The organism is Micromonospora sp. AP08 (assembly GCF_008085935.1).
GTDB classification, from domain to species: Bacteria; Actinomycetota; Actinomycetes; order Mycobacteriales; family Micromonosporaceae; genus Micromonospora; species Micromonospora chersina.
Window position 1 is genome coordinate 71716 of record NZ_VSEZ01000016.1, and the last position, 18395, is coordinate 90110.

At 73.7% G+C, this 18395-nt stretch carries 14 protein-coding genes; 13 read left to right on the top strand and 1 reads right to left on the bottom strand.

Translation table 11 applies throughout. The annotated features are described in order from the left end of the window. Positions 1-2 precede the first annotated feature (2 nt). From FXF50_RS23720 to FXF50_RS23755, 8 genes are read left to right on the top strand one after another with little or no spacing between them, the layout of a single operon-like run. On the top strand, positions 3-1400 hold the full coding sequence (locus FXF50_RS23720) for an extracellular solute-binding protein (RefSeq protein WP_148431079.1): 1398 nt from the start codon (positions 3-5) through the stop codon (positions 1398-1400). Continuing rightward, complete coding sequence (locus tag FXF50_RS23725) at positions 1375-2322, top strand: carbohydrate ABC transporter permease (RefSeq protein WP_222866092.1); 948 nt, start codon at positions 1375-1377, stop codon at positions 2320-2322. The genes FXF50_RS23720 and FXF50_RS23725 overlap by 26 nt, the downstream gene beginning before the upstream one ends. Beyond that, positions 2319-3191: a carbohydrate ABC transporter permease gene (locus FXF50_RS23730; RefSeq protein WP_222866093.1), complete on the top strand. Its 873-nt coding sequence runs from the start codon at positions 2319-2321 to the stop codon at positions 3189-3191. Before FXF50_RS23725 ends, FXF50_RS23730 begins: the two co-directional genes overlap by 4 nt. Continuing rightward, positions 3191-4366 (top strand): ABC transporter ATP-binding protein, encoded by a 1176-nt coding sequence (locus FXF50_RS23735; RefSeq protein ID WP_148431080.1) that lies wholly within the window; start codon positions 3191-3193, stop codon positions 4364-4366. The genes FXF50_RS23730 and FXF50_RS23735 overlap by 1 nt, the downstream gene beginning before the upstream one ends. 2 nt (positions 4367-4368) lie before the next feature. Further along, the gene (locus FXF50_RS23740) at positions 4369-5577 is read left to right on the top strand and encodes a CehA/McbA family metallohydrolase (protein WP_148431081.1); all 1209 of its coding nucleotides are present in this window, start codon (positions 4369-4371) and stop codon (positions 5575-5577) included. Further along, positions 5568-6479 (top strand): sugar phosphate isomerase/epimerase, encoded by a 912-nt coding sequence (locus FXF50_RS23745; protein WP_222866094.1) that lies wholly within the window; start codon positions 5568-5570, stop codon positions 6477-6479. The genes FXF50_RS23740 and FXF50_RS23745 overlap by 10 nt, the downstream gene beginning before the upstream one ends. Continuing rightward, positions 6476-7621, top strand: a complete 1146-nt coding sequence (locus FXF50_RS23750; RefSeq protein ID WP_148431082.1) for a Gfo/Idh/MocA family protein — start codon at positions 6476-6478, stop codon at positions 7619-7621. Before FXF50_RS23745 ends, FXF50_RS23750 begins: the two co-directional genes overlap by 4 nt. Beyond that, a complete protein-coding gene (locus tag FXF50_RS23755) occupies positions 7621-10365 on the top strand; it encodes a glycoside hydrolase family 38 C-terminal domain-containing protein (protein ID WP_148431083.1) in 2745 nt (914 codons plus the stop codon). The genes FXF50_RS23750 and FXF50_RS23755 overlap by 1 nt, the downstream gene beginning before the upstream one ends. Positions 10366-10398: 33 nt before the next feature. On the opposite strand, the gene FXF50_RS23760 is transcribed toward FXF50_RS23755, so the two are convergent. Beyond that, positions 10399-11106: a metalloregulator ArsR/SmtB family transcription factor gene (locus FXF50_RS23760; RefSeq protein ID WP_148431084.1), complete on the bottom strand. Its 708-nt coding sequence runs from the start codon at positions 11104-11106 to the stop codon at positions 10399-10401. A 125-nt stretch (positions 11107-11231) separates the two neighbouring features. On the opposite strand from FXF50_RS23760, the gene FXF50_RS23765 reads away from it, so the two are divergent. The 5 genes from FXF50_RS23765 (at position 11232) to narI (ending at position 18375) form a co-directional block, all read left to right on the top strand. Continuing rightward, a complete protein-coding gene (locus FXF50_RS23765; protein WP_148431085.1) occupies positions 11232-11507 on the top strand; it encodes a hemerythrin domain-containing protein in 276 nt (91 codons plus the stop codon). A 127-nt stretch (positions 11508-11634) separates the two neighbouring features. After that, positions 11635-15300, top strand: coding sequence for a nitrate reductase subunit alpha (locus FXF50_RS23770; protein WP_148431086.1), 3666 nt, complete (start codon positions 11635-11637; stop codon positions 15298-15300). Further along, the gene (gene narH / locus FXF50_RS23775) at positions 15300-16997 is read left to right on the top strand and encodes a nitrate reductase subunit beta (RefSeq protein WP_148431087.1); all 1698 of its coding nucleotides are present in this window, start codon (positions 15300-15302) and stop codon (positions 16995-16997) included. The genes FXF50_RS23770 and narH overlap by 1 nt, the downstream gene beginning before the upstream one ends. Next, complete coding sequence (narJ, locus tag FXF50_RS23780; protein WP_148431088.1) at positions 16994-17617, top strand: nitrate reductase molybdenum cofactor assembly chaperone; 624 nt, start codon at positions 16994-16996, stop codon at positions 17615-17617. The genes narH and narJ overlap by 4 nt, the downstream gene beginning before the upstream one ends. Continuing rightward, positions 17614-18375 (top strand): respiratory nitrate reductase subunit gamma, encoded by a 762-nt coding sequence (gene narI, locus FXF50_RS23785; RefSeq protein WP_148431089.1) that lies wholly within the window; start codon positions 17614-17616, stop codon positions 18373-18375. The genes narJ and narI overlap by 4 nt, the downstream gene beginning before the upstream one ends. Positions 18376-18395: the final 20 nt, after the last annotated feature.

Sequence of the window (18395 nt, forward strand, 5' to 3'; positions counted from 1 at the left end):
CCATGTCAGCCAAGCCGAGACGCGCGACGGGCGCGCTCGCCGCGCTCACCGCCGTCGCCCTCGCCGCCACGGCCTGCGGCGGCTCCGACGAGCCCGCCGGTAAGGACGCCAAGAACATCACCCTCACCATTTCCGCGAACTCCATCGTGGGCGGTAAGAACTCCGCCGGCGCGGAGTGGATCGAGAAGTGGGTCATCCCCAAGTTCGTCGAGGCGCAGAAGGCCAAGGGCGTCACCGCCAAGGTGACGTTCGTGCCCAGCGGCGTCGACGACGAGCAGTACAAGACCAAGCTGGCCCTGGACCTGCGCTCCAAGGGCGGCGCCGACGTGATCGCCGTCGACGGCATCTGGGTCGGCGAGTTCGTCCAGGCCGGTTACCTCAAGCCGCTGTCCGAGGTGGCCGGGAAGCAGGCCGACTCCTGGGAGGGCTGGTCCCAGATCCCGGAGACCGTGCAGGGCCTCGGCTCGTTCGAGGACAAGCGCTACGGCATCCCGCTCGGCACCGACGGGCGGGTCCTCTACTACAACAAGAAGCTCTTCGCCCAGGCCGGCCTGCCCGCGGACTGGCAGCCGAAGAGCTGGCAGGAGATCCTCGACGCCGGCACGAAGCTCAAGGCGCTGCCCGGGGTGACCCCGATCCAGATCAACGCCGGCACCGCGATGGGCGAGGCCACCTCCATGCAGGGCGCGCTGCCGCTGCTGGTGGGCGCGGGCGGCGAGATCTACAAGGACGGCAAGTGGGCCGGCGCCACCCAGCCGGTCAAGGACATGCTCGACTTCTACACCAAGGTCTACGGCGGCGGCCTGGGCGACCCGAAGCTCCAGCAGGAGGCCAAGGGGCGCGACAAGTCGTTCGCCGAGTTCGCCGCCGGCAAGATCGGCATCCTGGCCGAGGGCGACTACTTCTGGCGCAGCGTCATCAACCCGAAGAGCGGCATCGCCAAGATGGCCGACCGGGACACCACGGTGGGGTACGCCATGATCCCCGCCAAGCAGCCCGGCGCGGGCATCCGCGGCCAGGACTTCGTCAGCATGTCCGGTGGCGGCGTCCGGGTGCTCAACCCCAACTCCAAGTTCCCCTCGCAGGCGTGGGAACTGCTGTCGTTCATGCACTCCGCCGAGGCGGTCAAGGCCGAACTCGCCGGCGAGGCGCGCATCACCGCCCGGCAGGACGTCAACAAGGAGGTCCTCGCGGGCGACCCGATGCTCAGCTTCGTCACCGAGAAGGTGCTGCCGCTGACCGCGTACCGGCCGCCGCTGGCGGTGTACCCGCAGGTGTCCGTGGCGCTCCAGGAGGCGACCGCCGCGGCCGCCTCGGGCAAGAGCGCCGACGAGGCGGCCGCCGCGTACCAGAAGAAGGTCGAAGGGTTCGTCGGTGGTCCAGGTAACGTCACCTCCTGACGAGGTGGTCGAGGGAGCGCGCCCGGTCACGGGCGCCTCCCCCGCCCCCGACGCCGCCGGCCTCGGCCGGGCCCGGGCCACCGGATTCCTCGTCCCGGCCATGGTGCTCATCCTGGTCTTCCTCGTGGTCCCGGCCGCCTGGACGATCTACCTGGGCGTCACCAACTACCGGCTGACCGGCCTGGCCGCCGCCCACCCCGAGGTCGTCGGCCTGGACAACTACACCCAGGCCCTCGGCGACGAACGGTTCCGCACCTCGCTGCTGCTGACCCTGCAGTTCGTCCTCGGCTCGGCGGTCATCGGCCAGGCCGGTCTCGGGTTCGCCATCGCGTTCGCGCTGCGCGACCGCCGCGGCCCGCTGCGCCGGTTGGTCGAAGGGTTCGTCCTGCTCTCCTGGATCCTGCCCAGCTCGGTGGTCGCCTTCCTGTGGATCGCCCTGCTCGACCGGGACGCCGGCACGCTCAACGCGCTGCTCGGCATCCCCGGGACGGCCTGGCTGCTGGACCACCCGATGCTGTCGATCATCGTGTTCAACACCTGGCGCGGCACCGCGTTCTCGATGATGCTCTACGCGGCCGCGCTGGAGAACGTCCCCCGCTCCCACCTGGAGACCGCCCGGCTGGCCGGCGCCTCGACCTGGCAGCAACTGCGCGACGTGGTCTTCCCCCGCATCCGCGGGCACGTGCTCACCAACCTGCTGCTGATCAGCCTCTGGACGTTCAACGACTTCGCGCCGTTCCTGATCACCGCCGGCGGGCCCGAGCAGCGCTCGGAGATTCTGCCGGTCTACGTCTACAAGGTGGCGCTCTCCGGCGGCGAGCTCGGCTTCGGCGCCGCCATCTCGTTCGTCATGCTGCTCATCAACCTGGTCATGGCGCTGGTCTACCTGCGCATGCTGGGCCGGCGGAAGGAGGCGGCGTGACCACCGACACGGCGCCCGCGCCCACCACCGGGTCGACCCGGCCCACCGTCGCAGTACGCCACCTGCTCGCCCAGATCGGCCGCTACACGTTCCTCTGCGCCGTGCTGGGCTTCTTCGCGCTGCCGCTGCTGTGGCTGGCCACCGCCCCGTTCGACGACACCCCGACGGTGACGGCCTCGCTGCCGCGGTTCACCCTGGACAACTTCCGCGCGCTGCTCGACAACCCGTACGCGCTGAGCTCGCTGCTCAACTCGGTCTACCTGGCGGCCGGCACCGCGGCGCTGGTGGTGACGTTCGCGGCGCTCGCCGCGTACGCGCTGAGCCGGGTGCGGGTGCCCGGCCGCGACGCGCTGCTCTACGGGCTGCTGCTGCTCTCGTCGATCGTCACGGGCACCGCCACCATGGTGCCGCTGTTCGAGCTGGCCTTCCGGCTCAACCTGATCGACTCCCGGCTCGGCGTCATCCTGATCCTCAGCGGCGGGCTGTTGCCGGCGGCCATCTTCATCCTCAAGGACTTCATGGACTCCACCCCGACGTCCTACGAGGAGTCGGCGCGGGTCTTCGGCGCCAGCCCGTTGCAGATCATGCGGCACATCGTGGTGCCGCTGGTCCGGCCCGGCCTGGCCACCGTCGGGGTCTGGGCGGTGGCCAACGTCTGGGGCAACTTCCTGGTGCCGTTCCTGCTGCTGCGCGGGCCGGACAAGGCCCCCGCCGCCGTGATCATGTACACCCTCTACACCGAGGGCGGGCAGGCCGACCTGCGGCTGCTCTCCACCTTCTCGCTGCTCTACTCGCTGCCGGTGGCGCTCATGTTCGTCTTCGTCAGCAGCCGGTACGGGTTCCGCTTCCACGGAGGGATCAAGCGCTGATGTCCGCCATCACCATGCGCGAGCTGACCAAGGTCTACCCCAACGGGGTACGCGCCCTGGACGCCCTCGACCTGGAGATCGCCGACGGGGAGTTCTTCGCCCTGCTCGGCCCGTCCGGTTGCGGCAAGACCACCCTGCTGCGCACCATCGCCGGGCTGGAGGTCGCCTCCGGCGGCAGCGTGCGGATCGGCGAGCGCGACGTCACCAACCTGCCGCCGGGCAAGCGGGACGTGGCCATGGTCTTCCAGGACTACGCCCTCTTCCCGCACATGACCGTGCGGGACAACATCGCCTACCCGCTGCGGATCAAGAAGGTCGACCGGCGCAGCCGCGGCAGCAAGGCCGCCGACACCGCCGAGGAACTCGGCCTGTCCGGGCTGCTGGAGCGCCGCCCCGGGCAGCTCTCCGGCGGCCAGCAGCAGCGCGTCGCCCTGGCCCGGGCGATGGCCTGCCACCCACAGGTGTTCCTGCTCGACGAGCCGCTGTCCAACCTCGACGCCCGGCTGCGGCTGGAGGCTCGGACCTTCCTCAAGCGCCTCCAGCGGGAACTCGGCGTCACCACCGTCTTCGTCACCCACGACCAGGCCGAGGCGCTCGCCCTGGCCGACCGGATCGCCGTGATGGAGGGCGGCCGTATCCGCCAGGTCGGCACGCCCACCGAGGTGTTCCGCCGCCCCGCCAACACCTTCGTGGCCGGCTTCATCGGCTCCACCCCGATGAACCTCGTCGACGCCCGGGTGCACGGCGACGAGCTGGCCGTGGGTTCGGCCCGGCTGCCGCTGCCCGACGACGCGCACGGCCAGGTCACCGACGGCGAGCGGCTGGTCTACGGCATCCGCCCCGAATACCTCGACTACTCGCCCACCGCCGTTCCGGGCGCGCTGACCGGCGAGGTCGTCGTCGTCGAGAACCTGGGCAGCGTCTCCCTCGTCTCGCTGGACGTACCGGCCGACGACACCGGCGCGGACGGCTCCGGCGCGGGCGACGCCGCCGGCGCGGAGCGGACCAGCGTGCAGGTCGTCGTGGCCGAGGGCGCCGAGCCCGAACCGGGCGACACCGGCTGGGTGGCACCCCGTCCCGGCCGGTCGCTGCTCTACCGGGACGGCACCCTGGTGACCGCCACCGCCACGGCCGAGGTGCCGGCCCCCCGCGCCGGCGCCGCCGTCCGGAGCTGAGCATGGTCGTGCACCGCGGCAGGTGGACCCTCCAGGACCGCGTCGACGGCGTGCTGCGCAGCCTGCCGGTCACCGTGGCGCCCGGCACCGCCGCGCTCACCGTCCGGCTGGACTACCCCCGCGAGGCCGGGGTGCTCGACCTCGGCTGCGTCGGACCGGACGGCTTCCGCGGCTGGTCGGGCGGGGCCCGCGACGGCTACACCGTCGCCGCCGACTGGGCCACCCCCGGCTACCTGCCGGGCGAGCTGGAGCCCGGCGAATGGCAGGTGCTGCTGCGGTTGCACCGCATCCCACCCGAGGGCCTGGACTACGAGGTCACCGCCACCACCAGCACCACGCCTGAGCCCGCGCCACCCGCGCCCGCGGCGCCACCCCGCCCCGACCGCCCACCGCGCCGCGACCTGCCCGACGTCGACGGCCGGCGCTGGCTCGCCGGTGACCTGCACGCGCACACCGTGCACAGCGACGGCGCGCAGACCATCGACGAGCTGGCCGCGCTCGCCGCCGGACGTGGCCTGGACTTCCTCGCCGTCACCGACCACAACACCGTGAGCCACCACCCGTGGCTGCCGGACGCCTCCGCCCGCTACGGCATCACCCTGCTGCCCGGCCAGGAGGTGACCACCGACCGGGGGCACGCCAACGTCTTCGGCCCGGTGGGCTGGGTCGACTTCCGCCGGCCGCCGGACGAGTGGCTCGCCGCCGCCCGGCGCGGCGGCGGGCTCATGTCGGTCAACCACCCCCTCGGCGGCGACTGCGCCTGGCGCCAGCCGCTGGCCGAGCGGACCCCGCTGGTCGAGGTGTGGCACTCCGGCTGGTGGGACCGCACCTGGGGCGCCCCCCTGTCCTGGGCGCGGGCGTGGCGGCCGGACATCGTGCCGATCGGCGGCAGCGACTTCCACCGCCCCGGCGACGACGCGCTGCCCGGCTCCCCCACCACCTGGGTGCTCGCCGACCGCCACAGCGCACCCGGCGACGCCCTGCTGGACGCGCTGCGCGGCGGCCGTACCGCCGTCTCCGCCGACCCCGACGGGCCGCTCCTGCTGCGTGTCGGCGACGAACTGCTGGCGCTCGACGCAGACGGCGCGCTGCTGGCCTACCCGGACGGGCGGCACCGGCTGGTCCGCGGCGACCGGTGCCTGCTGCCGGCCGGCGACGGACTGCACGTCCTGGAGTCCCACCGCATGGAGGTGATCGCACTGTGCAGCTGACCGGACGCACCCGGGTGGCCGGCGCCCCCGTCAACTACGGCATCTACCGGACCACCGACGCACCCGTCGGCCCCGACGACCTGCTCGCGGCACTGGCCCGCGACGGCTACACCGGGGTGGACTCCGGCCCCATCGGCTATCTCGGCACCGGCGAGACCCTCGCGCGGCGGCTGGCCACGGCCGGCATCGGGCTGGCCGGCGGCTGGGTCGACCTGCGTTTCGCCGACCCGGCCGGCTTCGCCGCCGACCTGGTGCAGCTCGACGCCGCGCTCGACGTGTTCACGGCCGCGCCGGCGGACGACGCCCGGTTCGCGCCCCGGCCGACCCTGGCCTGCCCCGGCAACCCGGCCCGGATGGCCCGGCCGGGGACCCCGACCGACCTGCCGTCGGCGCTGCCCGCCGCGGCCTGGCCGGACTTCGCGGCCCGGGTGCAGCAGGCCGCCGACCGGTGCCGCGACCGCGGCCTGGAACCGGTGTTCCACTACCACCTGGGCACCGACGTGGAGACCGAGGCGGAGGCCGACCGGCTGCTCGAACTGACCGACATCGCCATCTGCCTGGACACCGGGCACCTGGCGCTGGCCGGCGGCGACCCGGTGGCCGCGGTGCACCGCTGGGCCGGCCGGATCGGCCAGGTGCACCTCAAGGACGCCGACCTCGCCGCCCACGCGCGGGTCCGCGCGGCCGGCGGCGGGCTCATGGACGTGGTCGCCGCCGGCGGCTTCTGCGCACTGGGCCGCGGCGACGTCGACCTGGCCGGGGTGCTCGCCGGCCTCGACGAGATCGGCTACACCGGCTGGCTGGTGGTCGAGCAGGACGCCCCGGAGGACGGCCGGGACCTCGACCGGATCCGTGCCGACCAGCACGCCAACCGGCGGTGGCTCGAGGAGGCGCTGGGATGACCGAGCCGGGCAAGCGGATCCGGATCGCGGTGGCCGGGCTGGGCATCATCGCCCGGGCCGTACACCTGCCGTTGCTGCAACGCCGCGGCGACCTGTTCGAGATCGTCGCGCTGGCCGACCTGTCCCCGTCCCGGGTGACCGAGCTGGGCGAGCGGTACGGGGTCGAGCCCGCCCGCCGCTACACCGACGCGACGCGGATGGTGACCGACGGCGGTTGCGACGCCGTGCTGCTGGCCACTTCCGGCTCGCACGGCGAGCTGGCCGCCCTGGCGCTGCGCGCCGGCCTGCCGGTGCTCTGCGAGAAGCCGCTGGCCTACACGCTCGCCGAGACGGCCCGGCTGAGCGAGCTGGGCGCCGGCGGCGCCGGGCTGATGGTCGGCTACATGAAGCAGTACGACCCGGCGGTGGCGGAGGCCGCGCGGCTGCTGGCGGAGCTCGGCGGAGCGGAGCGGGTGCACGCCGTGGAGGTGACCGTGCTGCACGCCGGCGGCGACCGGCAGCTGCGCTTCGCCAACCTGTCCCCGGCCGTCGGGGACGTGCCGGCCGAGGAGGTGGCCCGGCTGTCCGCCGCGGACCGGCGGCTGCTCGACGCCGCCGTCGGCACCGATCCGGGCGCGCGCACCCTCTACCAGATCCTGATCAACAGCATCTCGCACGACCTGTCCCTGCTGCGGCTGTTCACCGGCGCACCGGCCACCGTGGAGCAGGTCGCCACCTGGCCGTTGGCTCCCGACGGCCCGGCCGAGCCGTCGGTGGAGGTCAGCGGGCGGCTGCCGGGCGGCGCCCGCTACGGCATCCGGTGGCTCAACCTGCCGGACTATCCCGCCTATCGGGAGACGGTCACCCTGCATCACGCCCGGGGCTCGCTGGAGCTGGTGTTCCCCTCGCCGTACCTGCTCAACGCGCCGACCACGCTGACTGTCGTGGACGAGCACGGCGGCGGCGAGCGGCGCGCCGCGTACCGGTCGGTCACCGAGGCGTTCGAGCAGGAGCTGGTCGCGTTCCACGCGATGGTCACGGCGGGCACCGCCCCGCTGACCGGCATCGCCGAGGGCGCGGCCGACGTACGGACCAGCCAGCAGGTGGTACGCCGCTACGGTGAGCTGACCGGGGCGGCGATCGGCGGAGAGGCGGCGAGCTGATGACGCGACCGACCGAGATCATCGTGGTGCCGCACACCCACTGGGACCGGGAGTGGTACGAGCCGTTCCAGCGGTTCCGGCTGCGGCTGGTGGCGCTCCTCGACGACGTCTTCGACCGGATGGCGCACGACCCACGGCAGCGGTTCACCCTGGACGGGCAGCTCGCCGCGGTCGACGACTACCTGGAGGTCCGCCCGGAACGGCGGGAGCAGGTGGTCGAGCTGGTCCGCGCCGGCCGGCTGTCGGTGGGCCCCTGGCAGATCCTGCTCGACGAGTTCCTCTGCTCCGGCGAGAACATCGTCCGCAACCTGGAACGGGGGCTGGCCCGCAGCGCCGACCTGGGCGGCGCCATGCCGGTCGGCTACCTGCCCGACATGTTCGGCCACATCGCTCAGATGCCGCAGATCCTGGCGGGCGCCGGGCTGGCCCACGCCTGCGTGTTCCGGGGCGTGCCCGAGCGGGTGCACCAGCACGCCTTCGCCTGGCAGGCGCCCGACGGCACCACCGTCCGCACCCAGTACCTGCCCGGCGGCTACGGCAACGCGGCCGGCCTCATGGAGGACGCCGCGCAGGTCACCCGCCGGGCCGGCGACCTCGCCGACCGGCTGGCCGGGTGGCGGCCGGCCGGCGACGACACCCCGGTCCTGGCCATGTACGGCACCGACCACGCCGCTCCGGCGCCGGACGCCCCCGACCTGCTGGCCACCGCCGACCTCGACGGCACCCGGCTGCGGCTGGGCACCCTGGCCGAGTACTTCGCCACCCAACCGGCCACTGTCGACGGCCTGCCGGTGGTCCGCGGCGAGCTGCGCTCACACGCGCGGGCCAACATCCTGCCCGGCGTGATCTCCGTCCGCGCCCACCTCAAGCAGGCCATGAACCGCGCCGAGCGGCGCGTCGAGCGGTACGCCGAACCGCTCGCCGCCCTGACCCACGACGGGTCGGTGCAGCGCTTCCTCGACATGGCCTGGACCCGGCTGATCGACGCGAGCTGCCACGACTCGGTGACCGGCTGCGGCTGCGACGAGACCGCCGAGCAGGTCGCGGCCCGGCTCGCCGAGGCCGACCAGCTCGGCAGGGCGGTCTGCGACCTGGTCGGCGCGCGGCTGGCCGCCGCCGTGCCCCGGGACGGCTACCTGCTGTTCAACCCGACCCCGGCGGCCCGTACCGCCCTGGTGCGGCTGGACGTCGAGGTGCCGGCCGACGGCGGCGTGACGCTCGCCGACGCCGCCGGCCGCAGCGTGGCCGCGCAGGTCCTCGACCGCAGCCGCACGGTGCTCGCCGACGACGTGGTGCCGGCGGCCGACCTGCCGGCCGTGCTCACCCGGGTGCACGGCCGGGAGCTGTACGGCCAGGAGGTCACCGCCTGGTCGGTGTCCCCCGACGACGCGACCCTCACCTTCGAGGTGGCCCGACACGGCGACCCGGCCTTCGACGTCGAGGACGTGCGACTGGCGCTCGCGGCCGCCCAGGCCGACCGGTGGCGGGTACGGATCCTCGCCGCTGCCCGGGCCACCGTCGCCGCGCTTGTCGACGTGCCACCGCTCGGACAGGCCGCGGTCCGCCCGGCGCCGCTCCCGGCGACCGCGACGCCCGCGTCCGCCCCGGTCACGGTGGCCGGCCGCGGCCTCGACAACGGCCTGCTCCGGGTCGCGGTCGCCGAGGACGGCACGCTGGCGCTGTCCACCCCGGACGGGGTGACCGTGGACGGGGTGGGCCGGATCGTCGACGGCGGCGACGTGGGCGACAGCTACAACTACGCCCCGCCGGCCGCCGACGAACTGGTCGACAAGCCGCGGGCGGTGCGGACCGTGGTGCGCCATGACGGCCCGCTGGTGGCCGTCCTCGACGTGGTACGCGAGTACCGGTGGCCGGTCGCCGCGGACGTCGACGCCGGCTCCCGCGCCGTGGACCGCGAGCCGATCACCGTGACCACCCGGGTCGAGCTGCGCCGCGGCGAGCCCTTCGTCCGGCTGCGCGTCGAGTTCGACAACCGCTGCGACGACCACCGGGTCCGGCTGCACCTGCCGCTGCCGTCACCGGCCGACACCTCGTACGCCGAGGGCCAGTTCGCCGTCGTGGCGCGCGGCCTGACCGCGGAGGGCGGTGGCGGCGAGGTGCCGCTGCCCACCTTCCCGGCCAACGGGTTCGTCGCCGCCGGCGGTTCGGACGGCGCGCTCGCCGTGCTGCTGACCCAGCCCACCGAGTACGAGCTGACCGACTCCGGCCGCGAGCTGGCGGTCACCGTGCTGCGGTCGATCGGGATGCTGTCGCGCAACCGGCACGCCCTGCGCGACGAGCCGGCCGGGCCGCAGCTGCCGACGCCCGAGGCGCAGTGCCGCGGCGCCCGCACGGTCGAGCTGGCGGTGCTGCCCTACCGGGGTGCCTGGCACGAGGCCGGGGTGCTGGCGGCGGCCGAGGCGTACCGGCACGAGCTGCTGGCGTTCCCCGGCACCGCCGACCCGGGCGCCGCGCTGCCCGCGCCGGCGGTCGGGCTCTCCGTCGACGGCGCCGGCGTCGCGCTGACCAGCGTCCGGGACCGGGCCGGCCGGACCGAGGTCCGGCTGGTGGCGCAGACCCCGGCGGACACCACGGCCGTGCTCGGCGGCGCGACCGTCCGGGGCGCGTGGCGGGCCGACCTGCTCGGCCGGGCCGGCGAGCCACTCACGGTCGACGGCGACGGGCTGGTCCGGCTGCCGCTGCGGGCCTGGGAGATCGCCACGGTGCAACTCGACAGGTCCTGACCGGGCGCCCCGAGAGACCTTGCCGGCCGATGCTCAGGCCGGTACGTCGGCGGTGGCCGGCAGGGTCAGCCGGACCACGCAGGCGTCGGGCGCGCCGAACGGCTCCAGCACCGCGCCGGTCGGCGGGGCGCCGGCCTGGTCGAGCACGCCGCGGACCACGCCGACGTGCAGCGCGCAGATCGCGTCGGGATTGCGGTTGACCAGTTCCAGGAACGGGCAGGTGTGCAGGCGCACCTCGATCGTCCCGTCGGCCGTCTCGTGCCGGCGGGGGTTGAAGCCCAGCCCGCGCAGCACGTCGAGCAGGGTGTCGACCGGCTTCCCGCCGGGGGGCGTGGCGGCGGCCAGGTGGCGTCCCCACTGGTGGCCGGCGCGGGTGGCCTCCGCCCGCGCGTCGCCGTGGTCGCGGCGGGACAGGTGGTCCAGCAGCGCGGCGGCGAGCGCCCGGTACGGCGCCGGGGCGGGAGCCTCCGTCGTGGCCGCCCGGTAGCGCCACGCCGGCCGGCCGGGCTGCCCGCCGCTGGCCCGCGCCTTGGCCAGCAGCCCGGCGTCGACCAGCCGGTCGAGGTGGGCGCGGGCGGTCGACGGGTGCAGCCCGGTCCGCTCGACCACGTCGGCGATGGTGGCGCCGGCGCCCGCGGTGCGCACGATCTCCAGGATCGAGGCCCGGCTCGCGGTGCCCAGCGCGCGATGGCGGTGGAGGTCGATGGTCTCGCCGGTCGGCCCGGTTCTCGGGGTTTCCACGGTTCCAACGTTACAACGTCGTTTGACCGCAAAACCCGCCGCCCGCTGCCCCGCCGGGCCGTTCGGCTCTGCCCGTGGCGGTTACCCGGCCGCAGGCTGGAACCGTCACCAACTGAGGAGGAGCCGTGTGCAACTACTGCGGCTGTCGGCAGTTTCCCCTGATCGGCCGGCTCTCCGCCGAGCACGAGGCGATCACGGACGCCGCCGAACACGACGACATCCACGGCGTGCTCGGCGCCGTCGACCGGACCGCCCCGGACTGGCCGCCGGTGCTGGCCGCCCTCGACCGGCTGCACCGGCACGTGGACAACGAGGAACACGGCCTGTTCCCCGCCGCGGTGATCGCGCTGCCGATCCCGGCCTGGGACCGGATCACCCCGGCCGCCGACGCCGCCCGGTGAACCTCCCGGGGCGGCGGATGCGGTCCTACCGATGATCTCGGGACCTTCGGCCCGGTTCGAGGGAGGTATCCCGCCGGCAGGATGGCCGCGACGCAGCACGACAGAAGCTATCGAAGGAATGAGGCGTATGTCGCGAGCGACCGAGAGTGCGGAGCGGGCGCTGCTGGCGGTGGGCGGCCTGGTGCGCCGGGCCGAGGTGTCCGCCGACGGCCGGACGCTGCACCAGATCGGCGGCCGGGAGGCGGACGCCTTCTACCGGGACCGCTGGTCCTACGACAAGGTCGTGCGTTCCACGCACGGGGTCAACTGCACGGGCTCGTGCTCCTGGAAGGTGTACGTCAAGGACGGCATCATCACCTGGGAGCAGCAGCAGACCGACTACCCGAGCGTCGGGCCGGACCGGCCGGAGTACGAGCCGCGCGGCTGTCCCCGGGGCGCCGCGTTCTCCTGGTACACCTACTCCCCCACCCGGGTGCGTTACCCGTACGCGCGGGGCGTGCTGGTGGAGATGTACCGGGAGGCCAAGGGCCGCCTCGGTGACCCGGTGGCCGCGTGGGCGGACATCCAGGCCGACCCGGAACGCCGCCGCCGCTACCAGAAGGCGCGCGGCAAGGGCGGTCTGGTGCGGATCACCTGGGACGAGGCGCAGGAGATGATCGCCGCCGCCCACGTGCACACGATCGGCGCGTACGGCCCGGACCGGATCGCCGGCTTCTCCCCCATCCCGGCCATGTCGATGGTGTCGCACGCCGTCGGCGCGCGGTTCGTGTCGCTGCTCGGCGGGTCGATGCTGTCCTTCTACGACTGGTACGCCGACCTGCCCGTGGCCTCCCCGCAGGTGTTCGGGGACCAGACCGACGTCCCCGAGTCCGGCGACTGGTGGGACGCCTCCTACCTCGTCATGTGGGGCTCCAACGTCCCGGTGACCCGTACGCCGGACGCGCACTGGATGGCCGAGGCGCGCTACCGCGGGCAGAAGGTCGTGGTCGTCAGCCCCGACTTCGCCGACAACGTGAAGTTCGCCGACGAGTGGATGCCCGCCCAGCCCGGCACCGACGGCGCCCTCGCCATGGCGATGGGCCACGTCGTGCTCAAGGAGTTCTTCGTCGACCGGCGCACCCCGCGGTTCGTGGACTACGTGCGCCGCTTCACCGACCTGCCGTTCCTGGTGACCCTGGAGCCGGGCGCGGACGGCGCGTACCGGCCGGGCAGGTTCCTCACCGCGGCGGACCTCGGCGACACCGGCCGGGAGTCCGCCTTCAAGACGGTGCTCTGGGATTCGGCCACCGACGCCCCGGCCGTGCCGCGCGGCAGCCTCGGGCACCGGTGGGGCGAGCAGGACGGCCAGTGGAACCTCGACCTCGGCGACCTGGAGCCGGCCCTGACCTGCCTCGGCGCCGGCGCGGCGGTCGAGGTGGAGCTGCCCCGCTTCGACACCGACACCCCGCAGGTGCTGCGCCGTGGCGTGCCGACCCGCACGGTGGACGGTCAGCTGGTGACCAGCGTGTTCGACCTGCTGCTGGCCCAGTACGGGGTGGCCCGGGACGGGCTGCCCGGCCAGTGGCCGGCCGGCTACGACGACGTCGCGGCGCCGTACACGCCGGCGTGGCAGGAGCCGCTCACCGGGGTGCCCGCCGCGCAGGTGGCGCGGGTGGCCCGGGAGTTCGCCGACAACGCCGAGCGCTCCGGCGGCCGGTCGATGATCCTGCTCGGCGCCGGCACGAACCACTGGTTCCACTCCGACGCCACCTACCGGGCGATCCTGGCGCTGGTGACGCTCACCGGCTGCCAGGGCGTCAACGGTGGTGGCTGGGCGCACTACGTGGGGCAGGAGAAGTGCCGGCCGGTGACCGGCTGGCAGCAGCTCGCGTTCGGGCTGGACTGGGTGCGCCCGCCACGGCAGATGATCGGCACCGCCTTCTGGTACGTGCACACCGACCAGTGGCGCTACGACACGTACTCGGCGGACGTGGTGGCCTCGCCGACCGGCACGGGCGCCTTCGCCGGGAAGCACACCATGGACCTGCTGGCCCAGTCCGCCCGCTCGGGCTGGATGCCGTCCATGCCGACCTTCGACCGCAGCCCGCTGGACCTGGCCGACGAGGCCCTGGCGGCCCGGCCGGACGACCCGGCCGGCTGGGTGGCCGAGCAGGTCGGGGCGGGGCGGGTGCGTTTCGCCTGCACCGACCCGGACGCGCCGGAGAACTGGCCGCGGGTGCTCACCGTGTGGCGGGCCAACCTGCTCGGCTCGTCGGCCAAAGGCAACGAGTACTTCCTGCGCCACCTGCTCGGCACGGCCGCCAACCTGCGCGCGTCGGAGGCGCCGGAGGAGCTGCGGCCGAAGGACGTGACCTGGCGGGACGAGGCCCCCGAGGGCAAGCTCGACCTGCTGCTGAGCCTCGACTTCCGGATGACCTCCACGACGCTCTTCTCCGACATCGTGCTGCCCGCCGCCACCTGGTACGAGAAGCACGACCTGAGCAGCACGGACATGCACCCGTTCGTGCACGCGTTCACCCCGGCCATCAACCCGCCGTGGCAGACCCGGACCGACTTCCAGGCGTTCCACGGCATCGCGAAGGCGTTCTCCGCGCTGGCCGCCACGCACCTGGGCGTACGCAAGGACCTGGTCGCGGCGCCGCTGCTGCACGACACGCCGGACGCCATGGCCACCCCGCACGGCCGGGTGCGCGACTGGGCGGTGACCGGTGAGCCGCCGGTGCCCGGCCGCACCATGCCGAAGCTGGTGGTGGTGGAGCGCGACTACGGGGCGGTCGCCGACCGGATGGCCGCCCTCGGGCCGCTGATGGACTCCCTGGGCACCACCGGCAAGGGGGTGGCGGTCGACGTCCGCCCCGAGGTGGCGTACCTGCGCGGCAGGAACGGCGAGGTGCGCGGCGGCACGGCCGCCGGGCGGCCGTCGCTGGCCACCGACGTGCACGCCTGCGAGGCGATCCTCGCCCTCTCCGGCACCACCAACGGCCGGGTGGCCACCGCCGGCTTCCACGACGTGGAGAAGCGCACCGGCGTACGCCTGGCCGACCTGGCCGCCGAGCACGAGGGCAAGCAGATCACCTTCGCCGACACCCAGGCCCGCCCGGTGCCGGTGATCACCAGTCCGGAGTGGTCGGGCAGCGAGCACGGCGGCCGCCGCTACTCGCCGTTCACCATCAACACGGAGCGGCTCAAGCCCTGGCACACGTTGACCGGCCGGCAGCACTTCTTCCTCGACCACGACTGGATGCACGAGGCCGGCGAGGCCCTGCCGATCTTCCGCCCGCCGCTGGACATGCACCGGCTCTTCGGCGAGCCGAGGCTGGGCCGCAACGGGGAGTTGGAGATCACCGTGCGGTACCTCACCCCGCACTCGAAGTGGTCCATCCACTCCGAGTACCAGGACAACCTGATCATGCTGACGCTGTCCCGCGGCGGGCCGACGATGTGGATGAGCGAGGCCGACGCGGCGAAGATCGGCGTACGGGACAACGACTGGATCGAGGCGGTCAACCGCAACGGCGTGGTGGTCTGCCGGGCGGTGGTGACGCACAAGATGCCCGAGGGCACGGTGTACATGTACCACGCCCAGGAGCGGGTGATCGACGTGCCCAAGGCCGAGGTCAACGGCCGGCGCGGCGGCATCCACAACTCGCTCACCCGGCTGCTGGTCAAGCCCACCCACCTGATCGGCGGGTACGCGCAGCTGTCCTTCGCGTTCAACTACCTCGGCCCCACCGGCAACCAGCGCGACGAGGTCACCGTGATCCGCCGCCGCTCCCAGGAGGTGCAGTACTGATGCGGGTCATGGCGCAGGTCGCGATGGTCATGAACCTCGACAAGTGCATCGGCTGCCACACCTGCTCGGTCACCTGCAAGCAGGCGTGGACGAACCGGTCCGGCGTCGAGTACGTCTGGTTCAACAACGTGGAGACCCGCCCCGGGCAGGGCTACCCCCGCACGTACGAGGACCAGGACCGGTGGCAGGGCGGCTGGACGCGGACGCGCTCCGGCCGGCTCAAGCCCCGTTCCGGCGGCCGGGTGAAGAAGCTGTTCAGCATCTTCGCCAACCCGAAGCTGCCGTCCATGCAGGACTACTACGAGCCCTGGACGTACGACTACGAGCACCTGCTCACCGCGCCGGCCGGCGACGACATCCCGGTGGCCCGGCCGAAGTCGCTGCTCACCGGCCAGGACACGAAGATCACCTGGAGTGCCAACTGGGACGACTCGCTCGCCGGCGGCAACGAGATCGCCGCCGGCGACCCGGTGCTCGCGAAGGTCTCCGACCAGGTGAAGCAGGAGTTCGAGAAGACGTTCATGTTCTTCCTGCCGCGCATCTGCGAGCACTGCCTCAACCCGTCGTGCGCGGCCTCCTGCCCGTCCGGGGCGATCTACAAGCGGGCCGAGGACGGCATCGTGCTGGTCGACCAGGACCGCTGCCGCGGCTGGCGGATGTGCGTCACCGGCTGCCCGTACAAGAAGGTGTACTTCAACCACCGCACCGGCAAGGCGGAGAAGTGCACGTTCTGCTTCCCGCGCATCGAGATCGGTCAGCCGACCATCTGCTCCGAGACCTGCGTCGGCCGGCTGCGCTACCTCGGCCTGATGCTCTACGACGCCGACCGGGTCGCCGAGGCCGCCGCCGTCGAGGACGAGCACGACCTCTACGACGCGCAGCGGTCGGTCTTCCTCGACCCGCACGACCCGCAGGTGGTCGCCGCGGCACGCGAGGCGGGCATCCCCGACGACTGGATCGACGGGGCCCAGCGCTCGCCGGTCTGGGACCTGGTCATGCGGTACGAGGTGGCGCTCCCCCTGCACCCGGAGTACCGGACCATGCCGATGGTCTGGTACATCCCGCCGCTGTCGCCGGTGGCCGACGTGCTCCGCGAGACCGGCCACGACGCGGAGGAGGCCGGCAACCTCTTCGGCGCCATCGACGCGCTGCGCATCCCGGTGGAGTACCTCGCCGAGCTGTTCACGGCGGGCGACCCGGAGCCGGTGCGCGGGGTGTTGAACCGCCTCGCCGCGATGCGCGCCTACCAGCGCCGGATCAACCTGGGCGAGGCCCGCGACGAGTCCATCGCCGCCGCCGTCGGCATGACCGGCGACGAGATGGACGAGATGTACCGGCTGCTCGCCATCGCCAAGTACGAGCAGCGCTACGTCATCCCCGCCGCGCACGCCGAGGACGCCCACCGGCTGGAGCGGCTCGCCACCGAGTGCAGCCTCGACTACGAGGGCGGCCCCGGAATGGGCGGCGGCGGCCCGTACGGCCAGGGTCCGTTCGGGGAGTCCTCCGGCACGCCCGTGCCGCTGCAGGTGGAGACCTTCCACATGCTGCGCGACCGGCAGACCGCCGAGGGCTTCACCGATCCCGGCGACGAGCCGCGCCGGGTCAACCTGCTCAACTGGGACGGCAAGGGCACCCCGAGAGGGCTCTTCCCACCCCGTCGCCCCGGGTCCGACCACGCCGACGGAGGTGACCGGTGAGCCAGCCGACCTGGCGGCGGGTGGCCGCCCGCGCGGCGTCCCTGCTGCTGCGCTATCCCGACGACGAGGTGCTCGCCGCGCTGCCGACCGTGCGCGCCGCCCTCGACGGCCTGCCGGCCGAGGTGGCCGCCCCGCTGCGCGAGGTGGTCGCCCACCGGGAGGCGACCGCGCCCGTCGAGCTGCGGGCCGCGTACGTGGAGCTGTTCGACTTCCGCCGCCGCTGCTGCCTGCACCTCACGTACTACACCTGCGGCGACACCCGTCGGCGCGGCGAGGCGCTCGTCGGCTTCTCCGGCGCCTACCGGCGGGCCGGGCTCGCCGTCGTCGGCGGCGAGCTGCCCGACTTCCTCCCCGCCGTGCTCGACCTGGCCGCCGCCGACGACGGTGGGTGGCGACTGCTGCGGGACAACCGCGTCGGCCTGGACCTCCTGGTCGAGGCGCTGGGGCGGGAGAGGTCGGTCTACCGGCACGCCGCGGCCGCCGTACGCGAGATGCTGCCGCCGGCCCAGCCCGCGGACCTCGCCGCCGCCGCCCGGCTGGCGCGCACCGGCCCGCCGGTGGAGCAGGTCGGCCTGGAACCGTTCGGACTCGTCGACACCACACCGGGAGGCCGTCGATGAACACCCTGCTGTGGGTCGTGTACCCGTACCTGGCCCTGGCTGTCCTGGTCGGTGGCCTGATCTGGCGCTACCGGTACGACAAGTTCGGCTGGACCACCCGCTCGTCCCAGCTCTACGAGAGTGCCGTCCTGCGGTGGGGTAGCCCGCTGTTCCACTTCGGGGTGCTGATGGTGCTGGTCGGTCACGTCGGTGGCCTGCTGGTGCCCAAGTCCTGGACCGAGGCGGTCGGCGTCACCGAGCACGCCTACCACCTGACGGCCGTGTTCGTCGGCACCGTGGCCGGCCTCTGCACGCTGATCGGGCTGGGCATCCTGATCGCCCGGCGGCGGCTGACCGGGCCGGTCTTCGCCGCCACCACCCGCAACGACAAGGCGATGTACGTGGTGCTCGCCGGGGTCATCGTGCTGGGGTTGCTGGCCACGGTGCGGGCCAACGTGGTCGGCGACGGCTACGACTACCGGGAGACCGTGTCCCCGTGGTTCCGGTCGCTGTTCTATCTCAGCCCGGACCCGGAGGTCATGGCGGACGTGCCGGTCGGCTTCCAGATCCACATCCTGGCCGCCTTCGCGCTCTTCGCGTTCTGGCCGTTCACCCGGCTCGTCCACGCCTTCAGCGCCCCGGTCGGCTACGCCACCCGCCCGTACGTGGTCTATCGCAGCCGCGACGACCGGCCCGGCCTGCGGCCGACCCGGCCCGGCTGGGAGGGCCCGCCGCGGCTACCCACCCCGCGCGGCGACCGCAGCCGCTCACGCCGCTGACCAGCACGACGACCCACGGA

What these genes read in the sequence shown, in the direction of transcription:
- FXF50_RS23720 (WP_148431079.1), top strand. Translation starts at nt 3, where the DNA reads ATGTCAGCCAAGCCGAGACGCGCGACGGGCGCGCTCGCCGCGCTCACC.
- FXF50_RS23735 (WP_148431080.1), top strand. Translation starts at nt 3,191, where the DNA reads ATGTCCGCCATCACCATGCGCGAGCTGACCAAGGTCTACCCCAACGGG.
- FXF50_RS23740 (WP_148431081.1), top strand. Translation starts at nt 4,369, where the DNA reads ATGGTCGTGCACCGCGGCAGGTGGACCCTCCAGGACCGCGTCGACGGC.
- FXF50_RS23750 (WP_148431082.1), top strand. Translation starts at nt 6,476, where the DNA reads ATGACCGAGCCGGGCAAGCGGATCCGGATCGCGGTGGCCGGGCTGGGC.
- FXF50_RS23755 (WP_148431083.1), top strand. Translation starts at nt 7,621, where the DNA reads ATGACGCGACCGACCGAGATCATCGTGGTGCCGCACACCCACTGGGAC.
- FXF50_RS23770 (WP_148431086.1), top strand. Translation starts at nt 11,635, where the DNA reads ATGTCGCGAGCGACCGAGAGTGCGGAGCGGGCGCTGCTGGCGGTGGGC.
- narH (WP_148431087.1), top strand. Translation starts at nt 15,300, where the DNA reads ATGCGGGTCATGGCGCAGGTCGCGATGGTCATGAACCTCGACAAGTGC.
- narI (WP_148431089.1), top strand. Translation starts at nt 17,614, where the DNA reads ATGAACACCCTGCTGTGGGTCGTGTACCCGTACCTGGCCCTGGCTGTC.